The following is a 20892-nucleotide window of genomic DNA, read 5'->3' on the forward strand; positions in this document are numbered from 1 at the left end:
GACCACTGCGATAATGCAAGGCCCTAGCGCACGATGCGGACCACCGCGCCTTCGGCTGCATCCGACACCCCGTCCGCCAGGGCCCGCACAACCTTGGCCGCCTCGCCCAGCCCCTTGTGCTCGACAATGCGGATCCAGGGCAAGGCCGGGTCGACCACGCGCTCGAAGAAGGCCCGCTGGTCTGCGAAGAACTTCTCATAGAAGGCGCGCAGCGTGCCGCGCTCGCGGTGAGCGTCGAGACAGGTGGCGGCGAAGAAGAACTCGGGCTTGGGCCCGACCAGCTCCGGATCGTCATTGGTGAACGCGTCGCTCTGGGTCGAGCCGACGAGGCAGTCGTAGGTCAGGTCGGCGCCGAACCGGGCGTGGACCCGGCGACGCAGGGCGGGATCGCCGGCGAGGTCGAGGTAGAGGGTCGGCACGCCGGTCGGCAGGCTCTCGATCTGATCATATCCGTACACGGACGAATAGGCGCCGAGACCTTCCACGAAGGTGCGGTTGCGGGCGCCGGTCAGGCCGATCAGATCGACGTCGTCTTCGCCGAGACACCAGGCCGCGCCATAGGCCGTCTTGGACGAGGCGCTGGAGACCACGACCTGTTTGGCTCCGAAGAAGTCATGGTCGCGCAGGAAGTCGACGGCCGTATAGGAGGTGATGAACAGGGGCCGGAACAGGACCTCCGGGTTCTCCAGATCGGCCGAATAATTGGCGTCGGCGGCGCACAGGACGTATCGGTTGTAGATGTCCGGAACGGCCTTGCGCCAGGGCGCGGCGTCGGCGAACCCACCCTTTGTGATCTTCTCGGCCTGCACCAGCAGGGTGTCGGCAATGGGGAAATAGCCGAAGACCCGGGCGCCGACCTCGACGCCCTCGGCGCGGGATTTGACCACATCGGCGAAGCCCCAGACCGGCATCATGCCATAGCCGTCCTGACCGGTCGGAAAGACGCTCCAGTAGCCGATGCTGTCGCCATAGGCCGCGTAGGTGATGTTGTTGGTCGTCAGGGAGAAGCGGTCCAGCGCCAGAACCACTTCGCCGCCCTTCGGCTCGAACGGGCCGCTGGGCTGCAGCAGGGTGGCGCCGAGATCGGCTTTCGATGTCATCAGACGGCGGTTCAAATCGGGCATCTCGCTTCTCCGGCATTTCCTCGTTACGCCAAGGCTAGCGGATATCCGGGTTGACGCAGGAGAAGCTTCGAGGTCGCGCGACAATGCGTTTTCGCAAGCCTGTGACCGCAACTTTGCAATGCCCTCGCCCTGCCCGGCCTGCTAGATCGGCGTCTACAGGGACGAAACCAACAGGACGCAGCCCATGCGCGAGATCAACCACTTCATCAACGGCGCCAGCTTCACGGGCGCCTCGGGACGTTTCTCGGACGTGTTCAATCCGAACACCGGCGAGGTTCAGGCCCGGGTGCAACTGGCCAATGACGCCGAGATGGACCGCGCGGTCCAGGCCGCCCAGGGCGCTTTCGACGGCTGGTCCTCGACCAATCCGCAGCGCCGCGCCCGGGTGATGTTCGAGTTCAAGCGTCTGGTCGAGGCCAATATGGATCAGCTGGCCGAGATGCTGTCGTCAGAGCACGGCAAGGTCATCGCCGACTCCAAGGGCGACATCCAGCGCGGTCTGGAAGTCATCGAGTTCGCCTGCGGCATCCCGCATGCGCTGAAGGGCGAATACACCTGGGGCGCGGGCCCCGGCATCGACGTCTATTCGATGCGCCAGCCGCTGGGCGTGGTGGCGGGCATCACCCCGTTCAACTTCCCGGCCATGATCCCGATGTGGATGTTCGGCGTGGCCATCGCGGTCGGCAACACCTTCATCCTGAAGCCGTCCGAGCGCGATCCGTCGGTGCCGGTGCGTCTGGCCGAGCTGATGATGGAGGCGGGCGCTCCCGCGGGCGTGCTGAACGTCGTGCACGGCGACAAACAGGCCGTCGACGCCATCCTGACCCATCCGCTGGTCCACGCCGTCAGCTTCGTCGGCTCGTCCGATATCGCCCACTATGTCTACCAGACCGGCGCGGCCAACCATAAGCGCGTCCAGGCCATGGGCGGCGCCAAGAACCACGGCGTGGTCCTGCCCGACGCCGACATGGACCAGGTGGTCAAGGATCTGGCCGGCGCCGCGTTCGGGAGCGCGGGCGAGCGCTGCATGGCCCTGCCCGTCGTCGTGCCGGTCGGAAAGAAGACCGCCGACGAGCTGCGTGACCGGATGGTCGCCGAGATCGAGACCCTGCGCGTCGGGATCTCCACCGACGCCGGCGCCCACTACGGCCCGGTCGTCACGGCCCAGCACAAGGCTCGCGTCGAGGGCTGGATCGACCAGGGCGTCAAGGACGGCGCCGACCTGATCGTCGACGGCCGCGGCTTCACCCTGCAGGGTCACGAGAAGGGCTATTTCGTCGGCCCGTCGCTGTTCGACAACGTCACGCCCGAGATGGAATCCTACAAGGAAGAGATCTTCGGCCCGGTGCTGCAGATCGTCCGCGCCGCGTCGTTCGAGGAGGCGCTGAGCCTGCCGTCGAAGCACCAGTACGGCAACGGCGTCGCCATCTTCACCCAGAACGGCCGCGCGGCCCGCGACTTCGCCGCCCGCGTCAACGTCGGGATGGTGGGCATCAATGTGCCGATCCCCGTGCCGGTCGCCTATCACACCTTCGGCGGGTGGAAGCGCTCGGCCTTCGGCGACACCAACCAGCACGGCATGGAAGGCGTGAAGTTCTGGACCAAGGTCAAGACGATCACCGCCCGCTGGCCGGACTCCGAGCTGGAGCACGCTGACTCGTCATTCGTCATTCCGACGATGGCGTAAGTGGGAAGGGCGCCCGAGGGAGCAAACTTGGGCGCCTCGCCTTCGCCGCTGAACCCTCAGCGCGAAGGCCGTCTGGCGCGTGAGCGGTTTTCCGCTGCGCTAATGTCTGACACCAAGTGGCGCAAACTGATTGAGGCAGTCGCGGCCGCCCATCCGACGCAGGTCTTGGCCGGAGTGAAGTTCATTGACGTGGCCGAGGCCAAGACGATCAACTTTCCTCCCAGCCTCGACTGTCCCTTGGCCTTCATGGACACCATCGAATTTGGCCCTGTCGAGCTAAGGGCCATCGAGTGGCTGGATCTTCCGCTCGACCTGGCGGACGTGCTCGCCCCGCTCGGCCATTTTCCAATTGAATCGACGGCCGCAGGCACGCGCGTGCGCGGCTATTCCCACCCGAAAGCGACCTGATGGACTTCGCCCTCAACGACGACCAGCGCGCCATCCAGGACGCGGCCCGCGCCTTCGCCGAGGACCTGCTCAAGCCGAACTCGGCCGAGTGGGACGAGGACAAGATCTTCCCCGTCGACGTCATGCGGCAGGCGGCGGAGATGGGCTTCTGCGGCATCTATACGTCGGAAGACTTCGGCGGCACGGGTCTGGGCCGGGTCGAGGCGGCGATCATCTTCGAGGAGTTGGCCAGAGGCGACGTCTCGGTCGCGGCCTTCATCTCGATCCACAATATGGCGACCTGGATGGTCGACCGGTTCGGCTCCTACGACCTGCGCCAGCGCTATGTGCCGTCGCTGACGACGATGGAGAATATAGCCTCCTATTGTCTGACCGAGCCGGGCTCGGGCTCGGACGCGGCGGCGATGCGGACCACCGCCCGGCTCGAGGGCGACGAATGGGTGCTGAACGGCTCCAAGGCCTTCATCTCGGGCGCCGGAACCTCGGACGTCTATGTCGTCATGGCGCGGACGGGCGAGCCGGGGCCGAAGGGCATCTCGGCCTTCGTGGTCGACAAGGACGCGCCGGGCCTGAGCTTCGGAGCGCAGGAAAGGAAGATGGGCTGGAACGCCCAGCCGACCGCCATCGTCCAGTTCGATGACTGCCGCATCCCGGCCGCCAACCTGCTGGGCAAGGAGGGCGACGGCTTCCGCTATGCGATGATGGGGCTGGACGGCGGCCGGCTGAACATCGCCGCCTGTTCGCTGGGCGGGTCGCGGCTCGCGCTGGAAACGACGCTGGATTACGTGAAGTCGCGCAAACAGTTCGGCAGCGCCCTGGCCGACTTCCAGAACACCCAGTTCAAACTGGCCGATATGGCCACCGATCTGGAGGCCGCCCGGCTGATGGTGTTGCGCGGCGCCTGGGCCATCGACACCGACCATCCGGAAAAGACCAAATGGTGCGCCATGGCCAAGCGGCTGACCACTGACGCCTGTTTCCAGATCGCCGACGAGGCCCTGCAGCTGCACGGCGGCTACGGCTATCTGAAGGACTATCCGCTGGAGCGGATCGTGAGGGACCTGCGGGTCCACCGCATCCTCGAAGGCACCAATGAGATCATGCGGGTCATCACCGCACGCGAAATGCTTCGTCAGTAAGCAGCGAACAGATCAGGGAAGAACGACCATGAAGATCGCATTCATCGGCCTGGGCAATATGGGCGGCGGCATGGCCGCGAACCAGGCGAAGGCGGGCCATGAGGTTCTGGCCTTCGACCTGTCGCAGGCGGCGCTGGACCGGGCCAGGGACGCGGGCTGCACCCCGGCCGGCTCGGTCGCGGAAGCGGTGAAGGACGCCGAGGTCGTCATCACCATGCTGCCCGCCGGACCGCATGTGCGCTCGGTCTATTCGGAACAGATCATCGGGGCGGCGCCCTCCTCGGCCCTGCTGCTGGACTGTTCGACCATCGACGTGGATACGGCGCGGGCCGTGGCGGCGATGGCGACCGAGGCCGGCTATGTCTTCGCCGACGCGCCCGTCTCGGGCGGGACGATGGCGGCGGACGCCGGGACCCTGGCCTTCATGGTCGGCTGCGTCGAGGACCAGTTCGCCCGCATCGAGGCGGCGCTGGAGCCGATGAGTCGCGCGACCTTCCGCGCCGGCGATCACGGCGCCGGACAGGCGGCCAAGATCTGCAACAACATGATCCTGGGCATCACCATGCTGGGGACCTGCGAGGCCATCGCGCTCGCCGAAAAGCTGGGTCTGGACCCGGTGAAATTCTTCGACATCGCGGCCAAGTCCTCGGGCCAGAGCTGGTCGGTGACGACCTATTATCCGTGGCCCGGGCCGGTGCCGACGTCGCCTGCCAACCGCAACTATGACGGCGGCTTCGCCACAGCGATGATGCTGAAGGATCTGAAGCTGGCCCAGGACGCGGCGGCCAAGGCAGGCGCCTCGACCCCGCTCGGCGCCCAGTCGGAGGCCCTGTTTCAGATGTTCAACGGCTTGGGCTACGGCGGCCGCGACTTCTCGGCCATCCTGCAGATGCTGCGCGGGCAGCTGGACGGGCTGCCGAAGGCGTAGCGGCGCCTCCGGAAGCGGCCTAGGCTCCGGGCGCAATCCGGAGCGCGCCCATGACCGAAACCTTCGACGCCATCGTCATCGGCGCGGGACAGGCCGGACCGCCGCTCGCCGAACGGCTGGGCAAGGCAGGGATGAAGGTCGCCGTCATCGAGCGGCATCTGGTCGGCGGGACCTGCGTCAACACCGGCTGCATGCCGACCAAGACCCTCGTGGCCAGCGCCCGCGCGGCCTCGGTCGTCCGCCGCGCCGCCGACTGGGGCGTGACGATCGCAGGCGAGGCTTCGATCGATATGGCGACGGTAAAGGGCCGCGCCGACACCGTGATCCACAATGCCCGCAGCGGAGTCGAGCGCTGGCTGGACGGCATGGAGAACGTCGTCCTGATCCGGGGCGCGGCCCGCTTCACCTCTGCCGATACGGTGCTCGTGGGCGCCCGGACCCTGACTGCGCCGCGCATCTTCATCAATGTCGGCGGCCGGGCGGCGCGGCCGCCCATGCCGGGGATCGATGACGTCGCCCTGATGACCAATGCCGACATCCTGAAGCTGGACGTCATCCCCGAGCATCTGGTCGTCGTCGGCGGCAGCTATATCGGGCTGGAGTTCGCCCAGATGTACCGCCGCTTCGGGGCGCAGGTGACCGTGGTCGAGAAGGGCGAGCGGCTGATCAGTCGCGAGGACCCGGAGGTTTCCGACGCCATCCGAGAGATCCTCGAGGCCGAGGGGATTGCGATCCGCATCGACGCCGAGTGCATCCGCTTCAGGCCGGTGGACGGTGGCGGCATCGAGGTCCATGTCGACTGCAAGTCGGGCGATTCCAGCGTCACCGGCTCTCACGCCCTGCTGGCGGTCGGCCGAACTCCGAACACGGATGATCTTGATCTGGACAAGGCCGGCGTGGCCGTCGATGCGCGCGGCTATATCACCGTCAACGACCGTCTGGAGACCTCGGCGCCCGGGATCTGGGCGCTGGGCGACTGCAACGGGCGGGGCGCCTTCACCCATACGGCCTACAACGACTTCGAGATTGTGGCGGCCAACCTGCTCGATGATGATGACCGCAGGGTCAGTGACCGGATCGAGGCCTATGCCCTCTATATCGACCCGCCTCTGGGCCGAGTGGGGATGACCGAGGCCCAGGCGAAGGCGAAGGGCCACAAGGTCAGCGTCGGCGTCCGTCCGATGACCCGCGTGGGCCGGGCGGTCGAACGCGGCGAGACGCAAGGGTTCATGAAGGTGGTCGTGGACGCCGACACCGACGCCATCCTCGGCGCCGCCATTCTGGGCGTCGAGGGGGACGAGGCGATCCACGCCATCCTCGACTCCATGGCCCGCGGCGCCACCGCCGACGACATGCGCCGGACCATGCATATCCATCCCACGGTCTCCGAGCTGATCCCGACCGTCTTCGGCATGCTGGAGCCTGCAAAGGCCTGAGGTCGCCTTTTCAGCCGGTTTCGCCTATAGACCGCCGCTTCCTCCCGAAGGCCCGACATGCAGACCCCGCCCGCCCACCGGCTTTCGGTGGCCCCCATGATGGACTGGACCGACCGGCATTGCCGGGCGTTTCACCGCGCCCTGTCAGGTCGGGCCCTGCTCTATACGGAAATGGTGACCTCGCCGGCCGTGGTGCATGGCGATCGGGAGCGGCTGCTGGGCTTCGATGCGGTCGAGCATCCGGTCGCGCTGCAACTGGGCGGATCGGACCCGGCCCAGCTGGCCGAGGCCGCGAAGATCGGCGAGGCCTTCGGCTATGACGAGATCAATCTGAACGTCGGCTGCCCGTCGGACCGGGTCCAGTCGGGCCGGTTCGGCGCCTGCCTGATGCGCGAGCCCGAGTTGGTCGCCGACTGTATGGCCGCCATCAAGGAGGCGGTCGGGGTTCCCGCCACCGTCAAATGCCGGATCGGCGTGGACGATCAGGACCCGGCGACCAGCCTGTTCGCCACGGTCGACGCCTCCGCCGCGGTCGGGATCACCACCTTCATCGTCCACGCCCGCAAGGCCTGGCTGAAGGGCCTGTCGCCCAAGGAAAACCGCGACGTGCCGCCGCTGGACTATGACCTGGTGCGCCGGCTGAAGCGCGAGCGGCCGCATCTGACCATCTGCATCAATGGCGGCATCGCTTCGCTGGAGGCCGCCAAGGCTCATCTGGACGCCTCCGACGGGGTGCAGCTGGACGGGGTTATGCTGGGCCGCGCCGCCTATCACGAACCGGCGCTGCTGGGTCAGGTCGACCGGCGCTTCTTCGGGGCGGAGACGCCCGACGTGGATCCGTTCGAGGCCATCGCCCGCTACCGTCCCTATCTGGAAGCACGGCTGGAGGAAGGCGTGCATCTGCCGGCCATGACGCGCCACATGCTGGGGCTGATGCATGGCCGTCGCGGCGCGCGCGCCTTCCGGCGCATCCTGACGACGGACTCCATCGTGAAGGGCGCGGGGATCGAGGTCGTGGATCGCGCCGTCGAGGCCGTGCGCGAGGCCGAACGGGCCTTTGAAATCAGCCAGGCCGAGGATCGCGCGGCCTGAACTCCTAGGGCCGCAGGGTCAGGCCGGCAGGGGTGGCCTCGAAGCCGGACAGGCGGCCCAGATAGCTCATGCCCAGCAAGGATTGCTTCAGGCCGTTCTCGACGACCAGGGCCTGGACCTGACGGACCTCGGCGCCGGCGATGGCGACCGACTTGAGCTCGACCGGGGCGGCGCGGGCGGGACCGGAGGCGGTCTGGACCGTGCGGGTGAAATCGTCAGAGGTGAGGTGCAGCCCCAGACGCAGGGCGTCTTCACGGGTCAGGGCCACGACGCTGGCGCCGGTGTCGACCAGGACGCGGACGGCGCGGCCGTCGATCTCGGCCTCGGCCCAGTAGTGACCGTCAGCGGCCTTGAGCACCTGGGCGGCGCCGGAGGTGGAATGATGGGCAGGGGCGTTCACGGCCGGAACCATGACGGCGGTCTCGGCATGGGCCTGACCGCGCGCATCGGCGTGATTCAACCAGAAGGCCACGCTCAGCGAGGAGGCCGTGGCCATCACCATCACGGCGACCGTCTGAAAATCGAAGCGGATCATGGGCTCACGCGACTGAAACCGCTTCTGCGGCGAGATCACCCTCTCACAGCCGCGTTGGGATGCGGTGAACCGATGTGGCTGACAAAAGGTTAGCGAGCGGAGCCGTATCGGGGAGCCGTCAGAGGCCCAGCTTCGCGGGCTCGATCTGGTCGCGGCGGGCAGGCAATTCGGCCATGATTTCAGCGCGCTGCTCGTCGGTGAAACCAGACCAGCCGCCGATTTCGGTCAGGGTGCGATAGCAACCGAGGCAGAGGCTGGACGCCCCGTCGACGATGCAGACCTTGACGCACGGGGTCGCGATGGCCCGGGGAACACTCCGGTTTTCTGGCCGTGGCTCAGGCATCACAGGCGTGACAGACATGCGAAATATACTCCGAACCCAGACCAAAACCCTTGCAATTAATCATTCCGTATGCGATCTAGAATTTGACGCGAAACGACTAAGAGGGTGCAAACCCCTGCAAGCACGACGTGTCTCTTTTCCTCGTTCAACGAAAGGAGACATCAAAGATGAACGACAAGGACAGGAATCTCCAGCACGCCATGACGTCCTTCGCCTTCTGGGGCGGGATGTTGGTGAACTCTGGCAAGCAGAGCCGCGCGAACGATCGCGTGGTCAGTCATCCATCCAACTTCACGCCCATCGAGATCAAGCGTCCCCGATAGGGTTCGCTGATCCGGGCTGAAGCTCCAGATCGCAAGATCAAACAGCAAGTTCCGACTTGCGCCACCGCGCCCCGGCCCCGACAAGGCCGGGGTTTTGCAATTCCGGAGCGCGTCTTGGCCTTCATCCAACAGGAAAAGATCGCCCAGCCCGGCGGCGGATCGGTGTTGGTCCTGACCTTCGACCGGGCCGAGCGGCTGAACGCCCTGCCCGACCTGGGCGACGGCGATGAGGTGGCGGCGATCTGCGAGGCGGTGAACGCCGACCTCGACATCCGCTGCGTGGTCCTGACCGGCGCCGGGCGCGCCTTCTCGGCGGGCGGCGACCTCAACTCGATGAAGGCGCGCGAGGACCTGTTCGCCGGTTCGGGCGCGGCGATCCGCGAGCAGTACCGCCGGGTCGTGCACCGGATCGTGCGCGCCTTCTACGGGCTGGAGGTTCCTCTGGTGGCGGCGGTCAACGGCCCCGCCTTCGGCCTGGGCTGCGACATCGCCGGACTGGCCGACATCCGCATCGCCTCGGACCGGGCCAGCTTCGGCGTGCCCTTCCTGAAGCTGGGCATCATCCCGGGCGACGGCGGCTCATGGCTGCTGCCGCGCAACGTCGGCTATGTCCGCGCCGCCGAGATGCTGTTCACCGCCCGGGCCGTGGACGCCGAGACCGCCGATCGCTGGGGACTGGTCAACCGGGTCGTGCCGCATGAGGCCCTGATGACCGAAGCCCTGATCACCGCCGCCCAGGTCGCCGCCCAGCCGCCCCGCGCCCTGCGCATGGCCAAGTCCCTGCTGCGTCAGGGCCGCGACATGAATTTCGACCAGACGCTGGAGCTGTCGGCCGCCATGCAGGCTTTGGCCCATCTGACCGACGACCACATCGAAGGGGTGACGGCGGTGCTGGAAAAGCGCGCCGGGACCTTCACCGGCGATTGAAGGCGACCGCTTGTCCCAACCTGCAATCATCGAGGCCCTGCGTGGGGCGACCGGCGAGGCGCACAAGGCGCTGGAAACCGACATCGACCTGTTCGGCCGGGTCGCCGATCCGGAGCGGCGACGCGATCTGGTGGCGCGGTTTCACCGGCTGCACGCCTCGGTCGAGCCGGCGGTCGAGCCGTGGCTCAACGACATGCCGGGGCTGGAATTCGACCATCGCCGCCGCGCGGACGGCATTGCGCGGGACCTCGCCGACCTCGGTGGTGAGCCGCTGAAGATCACCCCGCCGACTGTCGGATCCGCCGCCGAGGCGCTGGGCTGGTGGTATGTGCTGGAGGGCAGTTCGCTGGGCGGGCGCGTCATCCACCGTACACTTGTCGGCCGGGGTAAGGATTTGGTCGGATTGAGCTTTTTACACCCCTACGGGGCTGATACAGGAGACTGGTGGCGACGCTTCGTCGAGGTTCTCGACCTGGCCGACCGCAGGGAACCCGAGGCGCGTCCGGACGTTCTGGCCGGCGGCGTCGCCGGCTTCCGCTATGCCCATGAGGTTCTTTGCGGAGACTGACGTGCCTGAAACGCCCTCCGCTGACCTTGCGCTGTCCGATGCCGAACTGAACGACTGCGACCGCGAGCCCATCCACATTCCCGGGTCGATCCAGCCTCACGGCTTCATGCTGGTGACCGACGTTGACGACGCCGTCGTGGCCCATGGCGCGGGCGACATCGAGGACATTACCGGCGTTCAGGAGTGGATCGGCAGCCCCGTGTCCGCCCTGCTCGGCGAGATAATCGGTGAGGCCGTCGCCTCCCCGCCCCCGGGCGACGGGGCCGTCTTCATCGGCCGCTGGACCGCGCTCTCGGGCGAGACCTTCGATGTCAGCACCCACCGCAGCGGGACGCGCCGGATCGTCGAGGTCGAACGCAGCGGCGACACGACCCACACCGGCATCGACCTCCTGTCCCGGATGGACAAGGCCGGGGTCGCCTTCGAACGCGCCGCCAATGTGCGCCAGCTGGCCGCCCGGGCCGCCGACGAGTTCCGCAGCCTGACCGGCTTCGAGCGGGTGATGATCTATCGTTTCCTCGACGACGATGCGGGTAGCGTGCTGGCGGAATCCAGGGCGCCGGAGATGTCGTCCTTCCTGAACCACCACTTCCCGGCGACGGACATTCCGAAGCAGGCGCGCGCCCTCTATGTGCGCAATCCGGTGCGGGTCATCCCCGAGGTGCGCTACCAGCCCCGCCCCCTGCGCCCCGCCCTGCCTGAAAATGAGCCGCCGCTGGACATGAGCGACAGCGTCCTGCGCAGTGTGTCGCCGATCCACCTCCAGTATCTGCGCAATATGGAGGTCGGATCCTCGGCCTCGATCTCCATCGTCACCGACGGCGTGCTGTGGGGTCTGGTCGCCTGTCACGACAGCCGGCCTCGCCTGCTGACCCACGAGACGCGGATCGCCGCCACCGCCCTCGCGCGGGGTCTGGCGCGCCAGCTCAAGGCCAAGGACGACGCCGAACTCTATCGCGAGCGGGTGCGGCTCCGCGGACTTGAGGACGAACTCGTCGCCCGTATCCCGCTGGAGGAGCCGCTGGACGCGGCCCTGGCGAAGCACCTCGACGAGATCGCGTCCCTTGTCGGGGCGACGGGAGCGGCGGTGTTGCGCGGCAAGAACGTCTCGACCGGCGGCGCCTGTCCACCCGCCAACGGCGTCGCGGCCCTGGGCAACTGGGTGGCGAAGACCGCAGCGGGCCGCGTCGTCTCCAGCGCCAGCCTGTCGGAAATCTTCCCGGCCGCGGCCGCCTGGAAGACCGAGGCCAGCGGCTTCATGGCCTTTGTCATCGCCGCCGAAGAGCCCTTCGTCATGATGTGGTTCCGGGCCGAGAAGCTGGAGGTCGTGCGCTGGGCGGGCGATCCCCATACGGCGGTCAAGACGGGCGAGGCGGGCAAGCTGACCCCGCGCGCCAGTTTCGAGGAGTGGACCGAGACGGTCAGCGGTCGGGCCCAGCGCTGGACCAACCCGGAGATCGAAAGCGCCGGCCGCTTCCGTGACGCCCTGTTCGAACTGCGGGCCCTGCGCCAGATGCGCCGGGTCAACCAGTCGCTGCAGGAATCGGTCGCCGACCGCGACCTGAAGCTCGAGCATCAGGACTTCCTGCTGCGTGAGGTCAATCACCGCGTCCAGAACAGCCTGCAACTGATCGCCAGCTTCCTGTCGTTGCAGGCGCGCGACAATGTGGACGCGCGTCCCTCCTCCGAGGTGCTCAAGGAGGCCCAGCGGCGGGTGAAGGCCGTGTCGCTGGTGCACAGCCGCCTGTACCGCGCCGACCAGTTCGAGACGATCGATCTGGGCCGCTATTTCTCCGAGCTGATCGAGGACATGGCGACCTCCTCGGGACAGGACTGGGCGGCGCTGATCCACACCGAACTGGCGCCGATCAGCATCGAGGCCGGGCGCGCCGTGACCTTCGGACTGGTCCTGACCGAGCTGATCATCAACGCCCAGAAATACGCCTATGGCGGCCGGCCCGGCCCCCTCTACGTCACGCTCGAGGAAGACCGGGGCGCGGCGCGGGTCATCGTCGCCGACGAGGGCGTCGGCGGGCACCAGGCGGGCAAGGGGTTCGGCTCGCGCCTGATCGAAAGCCTGGCCGGACAGCTGGGGGCGGCGATCGAATACCGGGCGGCCAGACCGGGCCTGCGGGTCATCCTGACGGCGCCGATCGGCTAGCGGGTCTGGCGGGGGACGCATCAGCGCCCATATGCGGACGAACCTTCAAGGACGCCCGCCATGCCGACCCCGATCAAGATCGACTTCGTCTCCGACGTCTCCTGCCCCTGGTGCGTGATCGGACTGGGCGGGCTGGAGACGGCGATCGGCCGCGTCGGGGATCTGGCCGAGGTCGACATCCATTTCCAGCCGTTCGAGCTGAACCCGCAGATGGCGCCCGAGGGCGAGAACATCGTCGAACACATCGGCCGCAAATACGGCTCCACGCCCGAACAGTCGGCCCAGGCGCGCGCCATGATCAAGGGCCGCGCCGCCGAGGTCGGCTTCGAGATGCGGATGACGGACGAGAGCCGCATCTACAACACCTTCGACGCCCATCGCCTGCTGCACTGGGCCGAGGCGAGCGGCAAACAGGCGGCGCTGAAGGCGGCCCTGTTCGAAACCTATTTCACGAAACAGCTGAACCCGGGCGACCGCGAGGTCCTGGCCGATACAGCGGCCTCGGTGGGGCTGGACCGGGCGGAGGCGGCGGAGGTGCTGGCCTCGGGCCGCTATGCCGCCGAGGTGCGGGCGGCCGAGGAGCTGTGGCGCAGCCGGGGGATCAACTCGGTCCCGGCCATCATCATCAACGACAAATATCTGATCTCGGGCGGCCAGCCCGCCGAGGTCTTCGAAGGCGCCCTGAGGCAGGTCGCGGCGGAGAGCAAGGCGCCCTCCGCCGCCTGAGGCTTACGCGCCCGGCTGACGCATCGAGCGATCGGCAGGCACGCCGTTGGACGGTGCGCGCGGAGCGCCGGCGGTCTGGCCCGGCTTCATGAACTTGACCAGGACGCGCTGGCCGATCAGCAGGGGCGCGTCGCCGGCCGAGACCACGACTTCCACGACGCGTTCGTCGGAGCGCTGCGAGGGGTCGTCGGAGGCCAGCTTGCGGGCGCCGAAGACGGCGGCGCGGCGCAGGACCGAACCGATATAGACCTTGGTCGGATCGCCTTCCGGCGTGATCTCGACGGCCTGGCCGGCGGCGATGTTGGGGATGTCGGACTCGACGATCTCGGCGCGGGCGATGCGCGGGGCGTCGGGCTCCAGATCGAACATGGCCGAGACGTTCAGGGTCGAGGCGCCGGCGCCGGGGTTGGCGTAGCGGCGCACGATGCGGCCGGCCATCGGGCTGCGAATCACCGTCAGCTCTTCGTTGTAGAGCGATTGCGACAGCTGGGCGCGGGCGGTCTGGACTGCGGCCGTCTGGGAGCCGAGCCGGGCCTGGGCCGTGTCGATGGCGTCCTGGGCCTGGTCGATGCGCTGGGCGGCGACGAAGTTGGTGGCGACAAGCTTCTGCAGGCGCTCGCGCTCGCGCTGGGCGGTGCGGATGTCAACGCGGATCTGGGCCAGCTGGCTTTCAGCCTGGGCGACCTGGGCGCGGGCGCTCTGGACGGCCAGACGGGCTTCATCGTCTTCCTGACGGGCCAGGATCTGGCCGGCGACGACGCGGTCGCCTTCCTGGACCAGGACTTCGCGGATGATGCCGCCGCGGCGCGCCGCGACCTGGATGATGCCGCCCTCGATATCGACCTTGCCGTTGGCGATGGCCGCATAGGGGCTTTCGACCTTGGTCGCCGCGGCCTTCTCGACCTCGGCCTTCTTGGCGGCCTGTCCCTTGCTGACGACGAGGAAGCCGACAACCAGCACGATGATCAGCAGAATGCCGATCCAGGTCCATTTGTTCTTCAGAAAGGCGGGCATTTGCGTTGGGTCCTGAGGGATCTTGTTCTGGCGATCAGTGGTGCGAAGAGAGGGTGGCGGTGGGATCGGGCACGCGGCGTTCGTCCGAGACGATGACGCCGTCCTCGATCTTGATGACCCGGTCGGCCCAGGCCTCGAGGCGGGGGTCGTGGGTCACGCAAATGACGGCGGCGCCGTGTTCGGTGGCGGCGCGACGCAGCAGGCGGATGACCACCTGGCCGTTCTCGCCGTCCAGCGCCGAGGTCGGTTCGTCGGCGAAGAGGATCTTGGGATCCTTGGCCAGGGCGCGGGCGATGGCGACGCGCTGCTTCTCGCCGCCCGACAGGATGGCGGGGCGCTGATGCAGGCGGTGCGACAGACCGACCTCGACCAGGGCCTCGGTGGCGCGCTTCTTCGCCTGCCCGGGGGTCAAGCCCTGGAATTTCAGCACGATCTCGACCTGCTGCAGGGCGGTCAGCGCCGGGAACAGGTTGAAGCCCTGGAAGATGAAGCCGCAGTGATCCAGACGGAACTTGTCGATCCGGCCGCTGGACATCTTCCACAGGTCGTCGACATCGAGGGCGTCGACACGGCCTTCCTCGGGCCGCAGCAGGCCCGAGAGCGCCGCGATCAGGGTCGACTTGCCGGAACCCGAGGGGCCCATGACCATGGTCAGGTCGCCGTGGCGCGCATCGAAGTCGACGCCCTTGAGCACCTCGACATAGGCCTTGCCGGACTTGAACCGCTTGACCAGATTCTTGGCCTCGATCGCGAAGTCGCCGTGCTTGCCGTGAACTTTCGTATGGGCGTTCATCGCAGCAGGTCCGCGGGTTGGCTGTTCTTGAGGATGCCCAGCGACAGGATGCCGGACAGCATGGCGATCAGGATCAGGCCGCCGCCGACCACCACCAGAAGGATGGGCGGCAGGGCGATGATGACCGCATTGGCCATGGCCAGCAGCGAGACCAGCCAGGTCAGGACGATCGCGGCCACCACCCCGACGCAGCCGACCCAGAAGCTGAGCTCGACCACGATCCGGTTCAGAGAGCCCATACCGACGCCCAGCGCCCGCAGGGAGGCGAACTCCTTGATGTTGGCCATGATGGCGCCGCGCAGGGTCTGCCAGGTGATGGCCACGCCGATGATGGTGCCCAGCACCACGCAGCCGCCGATGATGATGACCAGGATGCCTTCCTCGAACATGGCGCCGGCGTTGGCGTCGGCCAGTTCCTGACGCGTCCAGGCCTTCCACTGGCCGTTGCCCATGGCGTTGAGCTGGGCGGCAACGAGCTGGGAGCGGGCGGGATCGCGCAGCTTGACCATCAGGGGGCCGACACGCGGGCCGGTGTCGGCCTGGCCCACCATCCGCAGGGTGTCGCGTGACATCACGATGGTGGACTGCATCATGTTGGGATAGCCGCGCAGCACGGCGACGACGGTCACGGTCTGGCCGTTGTACAGGGCCTTGTCGCCCAGCTTGACGCCCAGGGGCTTGAGCGCCGTCTCGTCGATGGCGACCGTATAGGGCTGGCGCAGGGCGTCGATCAGTTCCTGGGAATAGTCGGTCGGAATGGTCACCGAACCGGGCGTGGTGTCGATGATCGAGGTCTGGACGAATTGCTGCTTGGGCGCGCCGCGCCGGGCGCGCTCGGCCTGGGACATGGTCGGGTCGACGTTCTTGATCGACTGGAAGCTGCCGCCGGCGCCGTCCAGCGGCTTCACCTCGACCACCTCAGGGTGGTTGTAGGCCAGGGGAATGAAGCGGCGCGGCACGCCCGAGGGGCCGCCCATCAGGCTCTTGGCGCCCGGCTGCATGATGATGATGTCGGCGCTGGAACGTTCGATCGTGGCGGTGAAGCCCTTGCCGATGCCGATGAAGACGCCGGTCATGGCGAGGACCAGCAGCCCGGAGAGGGCCAGCGCCATGACGGCGGCCATATAGCGCCGCCACTCAAACAGCAGCGTGGATAGTGCGAGCGACATGTAAAAGCGTTTCAACCCCGAAGTGTTGTCGTTATCTGAGGCCGACGACGATCAAGACCAAGTTAAATCGGGGTAAGGCGTCGGCTCCGTTCCCGAGACGTGTCGCGAGGCCACAGGCGGGCGGCATGGACGGCGGCCCGGCTTGGGTCTAGCAAAGCCGCGTTCCCATCGGAGATCGACCCCATGTCGCTACGTTTTACCGTCTCACTTGCTGCGCTCGGCGCGGCCACGGCTGTCCTGTCCGCCGCCTCCACGCCCGCCAAGGCGGACGAGGGCATGTGGACGTTCGACAACTTCCCCATCCAGACGGTGAACGACAAATACGGCACCCACATCGATCAGGCCTGGCTGGACCACATCCGCAACTCGGCCGTCCGCATCAACGGCTGTTCGGCGTCGCTGGTCTCGGGCGAGGGCCTGATCCTGACCAACTGGCACTGCGTCGTCGGCTGCGCCCAGGAGCTGTCCTCGGCCGAGCATGACTACGTCAAGAACGGCTTCCTGACCGCGACGCGCGAGGAAGAGAAGGAATGCCCCGGCGAGACCGCCGAGATTCTCACCGACATCATCGACGTCACCGACCGGGTGCTGGGCGCCGGCCAGGGGCTGGAAGGCGCGGCCTTCGTCCAGGCGCGCGGCGCCGAGACGACAAAGATCGAGGACGAGAACTGCACCGACAAACAGACCCAGACCTGTCAGGTCATCAGCTTCTACCGTGGCGGCCGCTACGCCCTGTACAAGTTCCGCAAGTACGAGGACGTCCGTCTGGTCTTCGCGCCGGAAAACCAGGCCGCTTTCTTCGGTGGGGATCCCGACAACTTCAACTTCCCGCGCTACGCCCTCGATACCGGCTTCCTGCGTATCTATGAGGACGGCAAGCCGGTCTCGACCCCGACCCACCTGACCTGGAACCCGAACGCGCCCAAGGAAGGCGACGTGACCTTCGTCGCCGGCAACCCGGGCTCGACCTCGCGTCTGCTGACCATGTCGCAGCTGGAGCGTCTGCGCGATCAGGTGAACCCGATCACCCTGATCCAGGCCTCGGAACTGCGCGGCCGTCTACAGGAATATGCGACCACCTCGGAAGAGGCCAAGCGGGTCGTCTTCGATCCCCTGTTCGGTCTGGAGAACAGCTTCAAGGTCTACTACGGCCAGGAAGGCGCCCTGACCGACCCGGCCTTCATGGGCAAGAAGCGTGAGGAAGAGGCCGAGCTGCGCGCCCGCGTCGCCGCCGATCCCGCCATCGCCGCCCGCATCGGCGATCCGTGGGGCGATCTGGAGAAGGTCCAGGCCTCGGCCCGCGACCTCTACCTGCCCTACCGCCAGCTGGAAGCTTCGGCCGGCGGCGGCTCGGCCCTGTACGGCTATGCCAAAGCCATCGTTCGCGCCTCGAAGGAACGCGCCAAGCCGATGGCCGAGCGCCGGGCCGGCTATACCGACGCCGCCCTGGCCCAGACTGCCCGTCGTCTGGCCGAGGTGACCCCGATCGATCAGGGTCTGGAAGAAATCTACCTGACCCACTGGATGCTGAAGACGCGGGAGTACCTGACCGTCGACAACGCCGAGGTGAAGGCCCTGCTCGGCAAGGACGCCCCGGCCGACATCGCCGACCGTCTGGTCACGGGCACGAAGCTGGGCGACCCGGCCGTGCGCGCGCAACTGTTCGCCATGACGCCGGAGCAACTGGCCGCTTCGGGCGACCCGCTGATCGCCTTCGTTTTGGCCAACGACAACGCGGCCCAGGCCGTGCGCGCCCAGTGGGACTCGGCCGTCAACGGCCCGACCGCCAAGGCCGGCGAGAAGATCGCCCAGGCCCGGTTCGCGGTCTACGGCACCAACCTCTACCCGGACGCGACCTTCAGCCTGCGTCTGTCCTACGGCGCCGTCGCCGGCTGGAGCTATCGCGGCGTGACCGTTCCGCCCTTCACCTATATGGGCGGTCTCTATGAGCGGGCCACGGGCGCCGAGCCGTTCAACGCGGCCCAAGCCTTCCTCGACAACGAGTCGAAGGTGAACAAGGACACCGTCTACGACTTCGTCTCGACCAACGACATCATCGGCGGCAACTCGGGCTCGCCCGTGATCAACGCCCGGGGTGAAGTCATCGGCGCCGCCTTCGACGGCAATATCCACTCGCTGGGCGGCTCGTTCGGCTACGACGGCGCGCTGAACCGGACAGTGACGGTCTCGACCGCCGCCATCACCGAGGCCCTGCGCAACATCTACCACCAGCCCCGCCTGCTCGAAGAGCTGGGGGTTCGCTGATCCATATCTCCTCCCCGTTCGCCGCTTGGCGAATGGGGAGGGGGACCACGAAGTGGTGGAGGGGCGCTTGCCGCACCACGATCTGAAGACCCTGGACCGAGTGCGCTTCAAGAACCCCTCCGTCTCGCCGGCCAAGCGGCCGCCGATCCACCTCCCCATCGCTACGCGACAGGGAGGAAACAGGAGTTATCCATGCGTCATCTCGCCTTCGCCGCCTCCATCGCCGTTCTCGGCTTCGCCGCCGCCTCGTCCGCGAGCGCCGAGGAAGGCATGTGGACCTTCGACAACTTCCCGATCGCCCGGGCGAACCAGACGCTCGGCACGAGCATCGATCAGGGCTTCCTCGATCAGGTGCGGCTGTCGTCGGTGAAATTCGGCGGCTGTTCGGCGGGGATCGTCTCCGGCGAGGGACTGGTGATGACCAACAACCACTGCGTCGCGACCTGCGTGGCCAATATCTCGACCCAGGCGACCAACTACGCCGAGACCGGCTTCACCCCCAAGGCGCGTGAGGAAGAGGTCAAATGCCCGGGCTCGACCGCCGAGGTCCTGACCGGCATCGCCGACGTGACCGAGCGGATGCACAAGGCGGGCGAGGGCCTGTCGGGCGCCGCCTTCACCCAGGCGCGCGACGCCGAGGCCGGGCGGATCGAATCCGAAGCCTGCGGCGACGTGACCGACAAGCGCTGTCAGGTCGTCAGCCTGTACCGGGGCGGCCAGTTCAAGCTCTACACCTACAAGAAGTACACCGACGTCCGCCTGGCCTTCGCCCCCGAGGACCGGGCCGCGACCTTCGGCGGCGACCTCGACAATTTCAGCTTCCCGCGCTTCGCCATCGATGCGGCCTTCATCCGGCTGTACGAGAACGACGCCCCCGCACAGACCCCGACCCACTTCGTCTGGAACGCCACCAAGCCCGTCGAGGGCACGCCCGTCTTCGTCTCGGGCAGCCCGGGCGCGACCCAGCGTCTGCTGACCCAGGACCAGCTGATGACGGTGCGCGACGTGGTCCTGCCGATGGATCAGCTGATCGCTTCGGAGCTGCGCGGCCGGATGATCCGCTATTCCGAAGAGGGTGAGCGTCAGGCCTTCGAGGCGATGGATCCGATCGTCAGCCTCGAGAACACCTACAAGCGCGGTCTCGGCCGCATGCGCGCCCTGACCGACCCGGCCTTCATGGCGACCCGGGCGGCCAATGAAACCGACTTCCGTCAGAAGGCCGGCGAAGGCACCTTCAATGATCTGGCCGCCATTCAGCCCGCCGTTCGTGAACTCTATGCCCCATACGCCCTGCTGGAAGGCGGCACGGGCATCGGCACGACCTCGGTCGCCGGCGGATCGCAACTGTTCCTCTGGGCGCGGACGCTGGTGCGTGGCGCGCAGGAGCGGGCCAAGCCGTCCGACCAGCGCCTGCCGGAGTTCGCCGACAGCCGCCTGTCCGCCGCCCGCACCGCCCTGTTCGCCGAAAGGCCGGTCTATCCGGAGCTCGAGCAGATCCGCATGGAGTGGTGGCTGTCCAAGACCCGCGAATGGCTGACCGTCGACAGCCCCTATGTGCGTCCGCTGCTGGGCCGTGAGTCGCCCGAACAGCTGTCGGCGCGCGTCGTCTCCGGCACGAAGCTGGCCGACCCGGCCGTGCGTCGCGCCCTGTGGGAAGGCGGTCTCGCCGCCATCCAGGCGTCCGACGATCCGATGATCCAGTACCTGCTGTCGATCCAGGAGCCGACCCGCGCCATCCGCACCGAGTGGGAGGAGAAGGTTCAGGCTCCGACCGACCGTGGCTCGGAAGCGCTGGCCACCGCCCGCTTCGCCGCCTATGGCGACGCGGTCTATCCGGATGCGACGGGGACGCTGCGCCTGACCTACGGCAAGATCGAGGGTTCGGACGTGCCCGGCCAGCGTTGGGGGCCGTTCACCACCTTCGCCGGCCTGTGGGACCGCGCCACCGGCGCCCCGCCGTTCGACGTCGCGCCGAAACTGCTGGCCGCGAAGGACCGCATCCCGGCCGACACCGTGCTGGACATGACCGTATCGTCCGACACCATCGGCGGCTCCTCGGGCTCGCCGGTCGTCAATGCGAAGGGCGAGATCGTCGGGGCCAATTTCGACTCGACCGTGCTCAGCCAGCGCAACGCCTACGGCTATGACCGTCAGGTCAACCGCAGCGTCATCGTCACGACCGGCGCGGTGACCGCCGCCCTGCGCGACGTCTATGGCATGTCGGGTCTCGTCGCGGAGCTGGGCGTTCGGTGAC

At 67.5% G+C, this 20892-nt stretch carries 19 protein-coding genes; 13 read left to right on the forward strand and 6 right to left on the reverse strand.

What is annotated here, in order from left to right:
• Window positions 1-23 precede the first annotated feature (23 nt).
• Window positions 24-1124, reverse strand: a complete 1101-nt coding sequence (locus AC07U0_RS02640; protein ID WP_494718474.1) for a DUF2855 family protein — start codon at window positions 1122-1124, stop codon at window positions 24-26.
• Window positions 1125-1308: 184 nt separating this feature from the next.
• Between AC07U0_RS02640 and AC07U0_RS02645 the strand changes: the two genes are divergently transcribed.
• From AC07U0_RS02645 to dusA, 6 genes are read left to right on the forward strand one after another with little or no spacing between them, the layout of a single operon-like run.
• Window positions 1309-2811: a CoA-acylating methylmalonate-semialdehyde dehydrogenase gene (locus AC07U0_RS02645; RefSeq protein WP_494718475.1), complete on the forward strand. Its 1503-nt coding sequence runs from the start codon at window positions 1309-1311 to the stop codon at window positions 2809-2811.
• Window positions 2812-2838: 27 nt separating this feature from the next.
• Window positions 2839-3219 (forward strand): DUF6678 family protein, encoded by a 381-nt coding sequence (locus AC07U0_RS02650; protein ID WP_494718476.1) that lies wholly within the window; start codon window positions 2839-2841, stop codon window positions 3217-3219.
• Window positions 3219-4358, forward strand: a complete 1140-nt coding sequence (locus AC07U0_RS02655; RefSeq protein ID WP_494718477.1) for an isobutyryl-CoA dehydrogenase — start codon at window positions 3219-3221, stop codon at window positions 4356-4358. The genes AC07U0_RS02650 and AC07U0_RS02655 overlap by 1 nt, the downstream gene beginning before the upstream one ends.
• 28 nt (window positions 4359-4386) lie before the next feature.
• Complete coding sequence (mmsB, locus tag AC07U0_RS02660) at window positions 4387-5286, forward strand: 3-hydroxyisobutyrate dehydrogenase (protein WP_494718478.1); 900 nt, start codon at window positions 4387-4389, stop codon at window positions 5284-5286.
• A 50-nt stretch (window positions 5287-5336) separates the two neighbouring features.
• Window positions 5337-6722, forward strand: a complete 1386-nt coding sequence (locus AC07U0_RS02665) for an FAD-containing oxidoreductase (RefSeq protein ID WP_494718479.1) — start codon at window positions 5337-5339, stop codon at window positions 6720-6722.
• Window positions 6723-6779: 57 nt separating this feature from the next.
• Window positions 6780-7814 (forward strand): tRNA dihydrouridine(20/20a) synthase DusA, encoded by a 1035-nt coding sequence (dusA, locus tag AC07U0_RS02670; protein WP_494718480.1) that lies wholly within the window; start codon window positions 6780-6782, stop codon window positions 7812-7814.
• 4 nt (window positions 7815-7818) lie between these two features.
• Here dusA and AC07U0_RS02675 read toward each other — a convergent pair whose 3' ends face one another.
• On the reverse strand, window positions 7819-8349 hold the full coding sequence (locus AC07U0_RS02675; protein WP_494718481.1) for a TIGR02281 family clan AA aspartic protease: 531 nt from the start codon (window positions 8347-8349) through the stop codon (window positions 7819-7821).
• A gap of 118 nt (window positions 8350-8467) precedes the next feature.
• Entirely contained in the window at window positions 8468-8710 is a 243-nt protein-coding gene (locus tag AC07U0_RS02680) for a DUF1289 domain-containing protein (protein WP_494718482.1), read from the reverse strand.
• 149 nt (window positions 8711-8859) lie between these two features.
• On the opposite strand from AC07U0_RS02680, the gene AC07U0_RS02685 reads away from it, so the two are divergent.
• The 5 genes from AC07U0_RS02685 to AC07U0_RS02705 all read left to right on the forward strand — a co-directional run bounded on the left by AC07U0_RS02685 (window position 8860) and on the right by AC07U0_RS02705 (window position 13397).
• Window positions 8860-9015: a hypothetical protein gene (locus tag AC07U0_RS02685; RefSeq protein WP_492946861.1), complete on the forward strand. Its 156-nt coding sequence runs from the start codon at window positions 8860-8862 to the stop codon at window positions 9013-9015.
• Window positions 9016-9129: 114 nt separating this feature from the next.
• A complete protein-coding gene (locus AC07U0_RS02690) occupies window positions 9130-9942 on the forward strand; it encodes a crotonase/enoyl-CoA hydratase family protein (protein WP_494718483.1) in 813 nt (270 codons plus the stop codon).
• 10 nt (window positions 9943-9952) lie between these two features.
• Entirely contained in the window at window positions 9953-10510 is a 558-nt protein-coding gene (locus AC07U0_RS02695; RefSeq protein ID WP_494718484.1) for a biliverdin-producing heme oxygenase, read from the forward strand.
• A gap of 1 nt (window position 10511) precedes the next feature.
• Window positions 10512-12671 carry a histidine kinase dimerization/phosphoacceptor domain -containing protein gene (locus AC07U0_RS02700; RefSeq protein WP_494718485.1) on the forward strand — a complete coding sequence of 720 codons (2160 nt, stop codon included), beginning with the start codon at window positions 10512-10514 and terminating at the stop codon, window positions 12669-12671.
• A 60-nt stretch (window positions 12672-12731) separates the two neighbouring features.
• The gene (locus AC07U0_RS02705) at window positions 12732-13397 is read left to right on the forward strand and encodes a DsbA family oxidoreductase (protein WP_494718486.1); all 666 of its coding nucleotides are present in this window, start codon (window positions 12732-12734) and stop codon (window positions 13395-13397) included.
• A 3-nt stretch (window positions 13398-13400) separates the two neighbouring features.
• Here the strand turns inward: AC07U0_RS02705 and AC07U0_RS02710 are convergent, their stop codons facing one another.
• From AC07U0_RS02710 to AC07U0_RS02720, 3 genes are read right to left on the reverse strand one after another with little or no spacing between them, the layout of a single operon-like run.
• Window positions 13401-14411 carry an HlyD family secretion protein gene (locus tag AC07U0_RS02710; RefSeq protein WP_494718487.1) on the reverse strand — a complete coding sequence of 337 codons (1011 nt, stop codon included), beginning with the start codon at window positions 14409-14411 and terminating at the stop codon, window positions 13401-13403.
• A gap of 34 nt (window positions 14412-14445) precedes the next feature.
• Entirely contained in the window at window positions 14446-15204 is a 759-nt protein-coding gene (locus AC07U0_RS02715; RefSeq protein WP_494718488.1) for an ABC transporter ATP-binding protein, read from the reverse strand.
• The gene (locus AC07U0_RS02720; protein ID WP_494718489.1) at window positions 15201-16373 is read right to left on the reverse strand and encodes an ABC transporter permease; all 1173 of its coding nucleotides are present in this window, start codon (window positions 16371-16373) and stop codon (window positions 15201-15203) included. Before AC07U0_RS02720 ends, AC07U0_RS02715 begins: the two co-directional genes overlap by 4 nt.
• 183 nt (window positions 16374-16556) lie before the next feature.
• On the opposite strand from AC07U0_RS02720, the gene AC07U0_RS02725 reads away from it, so the two are divergent.
• Entirely contained in the window at window positions 16557-18638 is a 2082-nt protein-coding gene (locus AC07U0_RS02725) for a S46 family peptidase (RefSeq protein WP_494718490.1), read from the forward strand.
• Window positions 18639-18830: 192 nt separating this feature from the next.
• A complete protein-coding gene (locus tag AC07U0_RS02730; protein ID WP_494718491.1) occupies window positions 18831-20891 on the forward strand; it encodes a S46 family peptidase in 2061 nt (686 codons plus the stop codon).
• Window position 20892 lies beyond the last annotated feature (1 nt).

This window comes from Brevundimonas sp. GW821-FHT02A10 (assembly GCF_059422025.1).

Bases quoted from the DNA above. Each gene is read 5' to 3' on its own strand.
- AC07U0_RS02680 (WP_494718482.1), bottom strand. From the start codon at position 8,710: ATGTCTGTCACGCCTGTGATGCCTGAGCCACGGCCAGAAAACCGGAGT.
- AC07U0_RS02710 (WP_494718487.1), bottom strand. From the start codon at position 14,411: ATGCCCGCCTTTCTGAAGAACAAATGGACCTGGATCGGCATTCTGCTG.
- AC07U0_RS02640 (WP_494718474.1), bottom strand. From the start codon at position 1,124: ATGCCCGATTTGAACCGCCGTCTGATGACATCGAAAGCCGATCTCGGC.
- AC07U0_RS02655 (WP_494718477.1), top strand. From the start codon at position 3,219: ATGGACTTCGCCCTCAACGACGACCAGCGCGCCATCCAGGACGCGGCC.
- dusA (WP_494718480.1), top strand. From the start codon at position 6,780: ATGCAGACCCCGCCCGCCCACCGGCTTTCGGTGGCCCCCATGATGGAC.
- AC07U0_RS02725 (WP_494718490.1), top strand. From the start codon at position 16,557: ATGTCGCTACGTTTTACCGTCTCACTTGCTGCGCTCGGCGCGGCCACG.
- AC07U0_RS02645 (WP_494718475.1), top strand. From the start codon at position 1,309: ATGCGCGAGATCAACCACTTCATCAACGGCGCCAGCTTCACGGGCGCC.
- AC07U0_RS02730 (WP_494718491.1), top strand. From the start codon at position 18,831: ATGCGTCATCTCGCCTTCGCCGCCTCCATCGCCGTTCTCGGCTTCGCC.
- AC07U0_RS02685 (WP_492946861.1), top strand. From the start codon at position 8,860: ATGAACGACAAGGACAGGAATCTCCAGCACGCCATGACGTCCTTCGCC.
- AC07U0_RS02705 (WP_494718486.1), top strand. From the start codon at position 12,732: ATGCCGACCCCGATCAAGATCGACTTCGTCTCCGACGTCTCCTGCCCC.
- AC07U0_RS02715 (WP_494718488.1), bottom strand. From the start codon at position 15,204: ATGAACGCCCATACGAAAGTTCACGGCAAGCACGGCGACTTCGCGATC.
- mmsB (WP_494718478.1), top strand. From the start codon at position 4,387: ATGAAGATCGCATTCATCGGCCTGGGCAATATGGGCGGCGGCATGGCC.
- AC07U0_RS02720 (WP_494718489.1), bottom strand. From the start codon at position 16,373: ATGTCGCTCGCACTATCCACGCTGCTGTTTGAGTGGCGGCGCTATATG.
- AC07U0_RS02665 (WP_494718479.1), top strand. From the start codon at position 5,337: ATGACCGAAACCTTCGACGCCATCGTCATCGGCGCGGGACAGGCCGGA.
- AC07U0_RS02675 (WP_494718481.1), bottom strand. From the start codon at position 8,349: ATGATCCGCTTCGATTTTCAGACGGTCGCCGTGATGGTGATGGCCACG.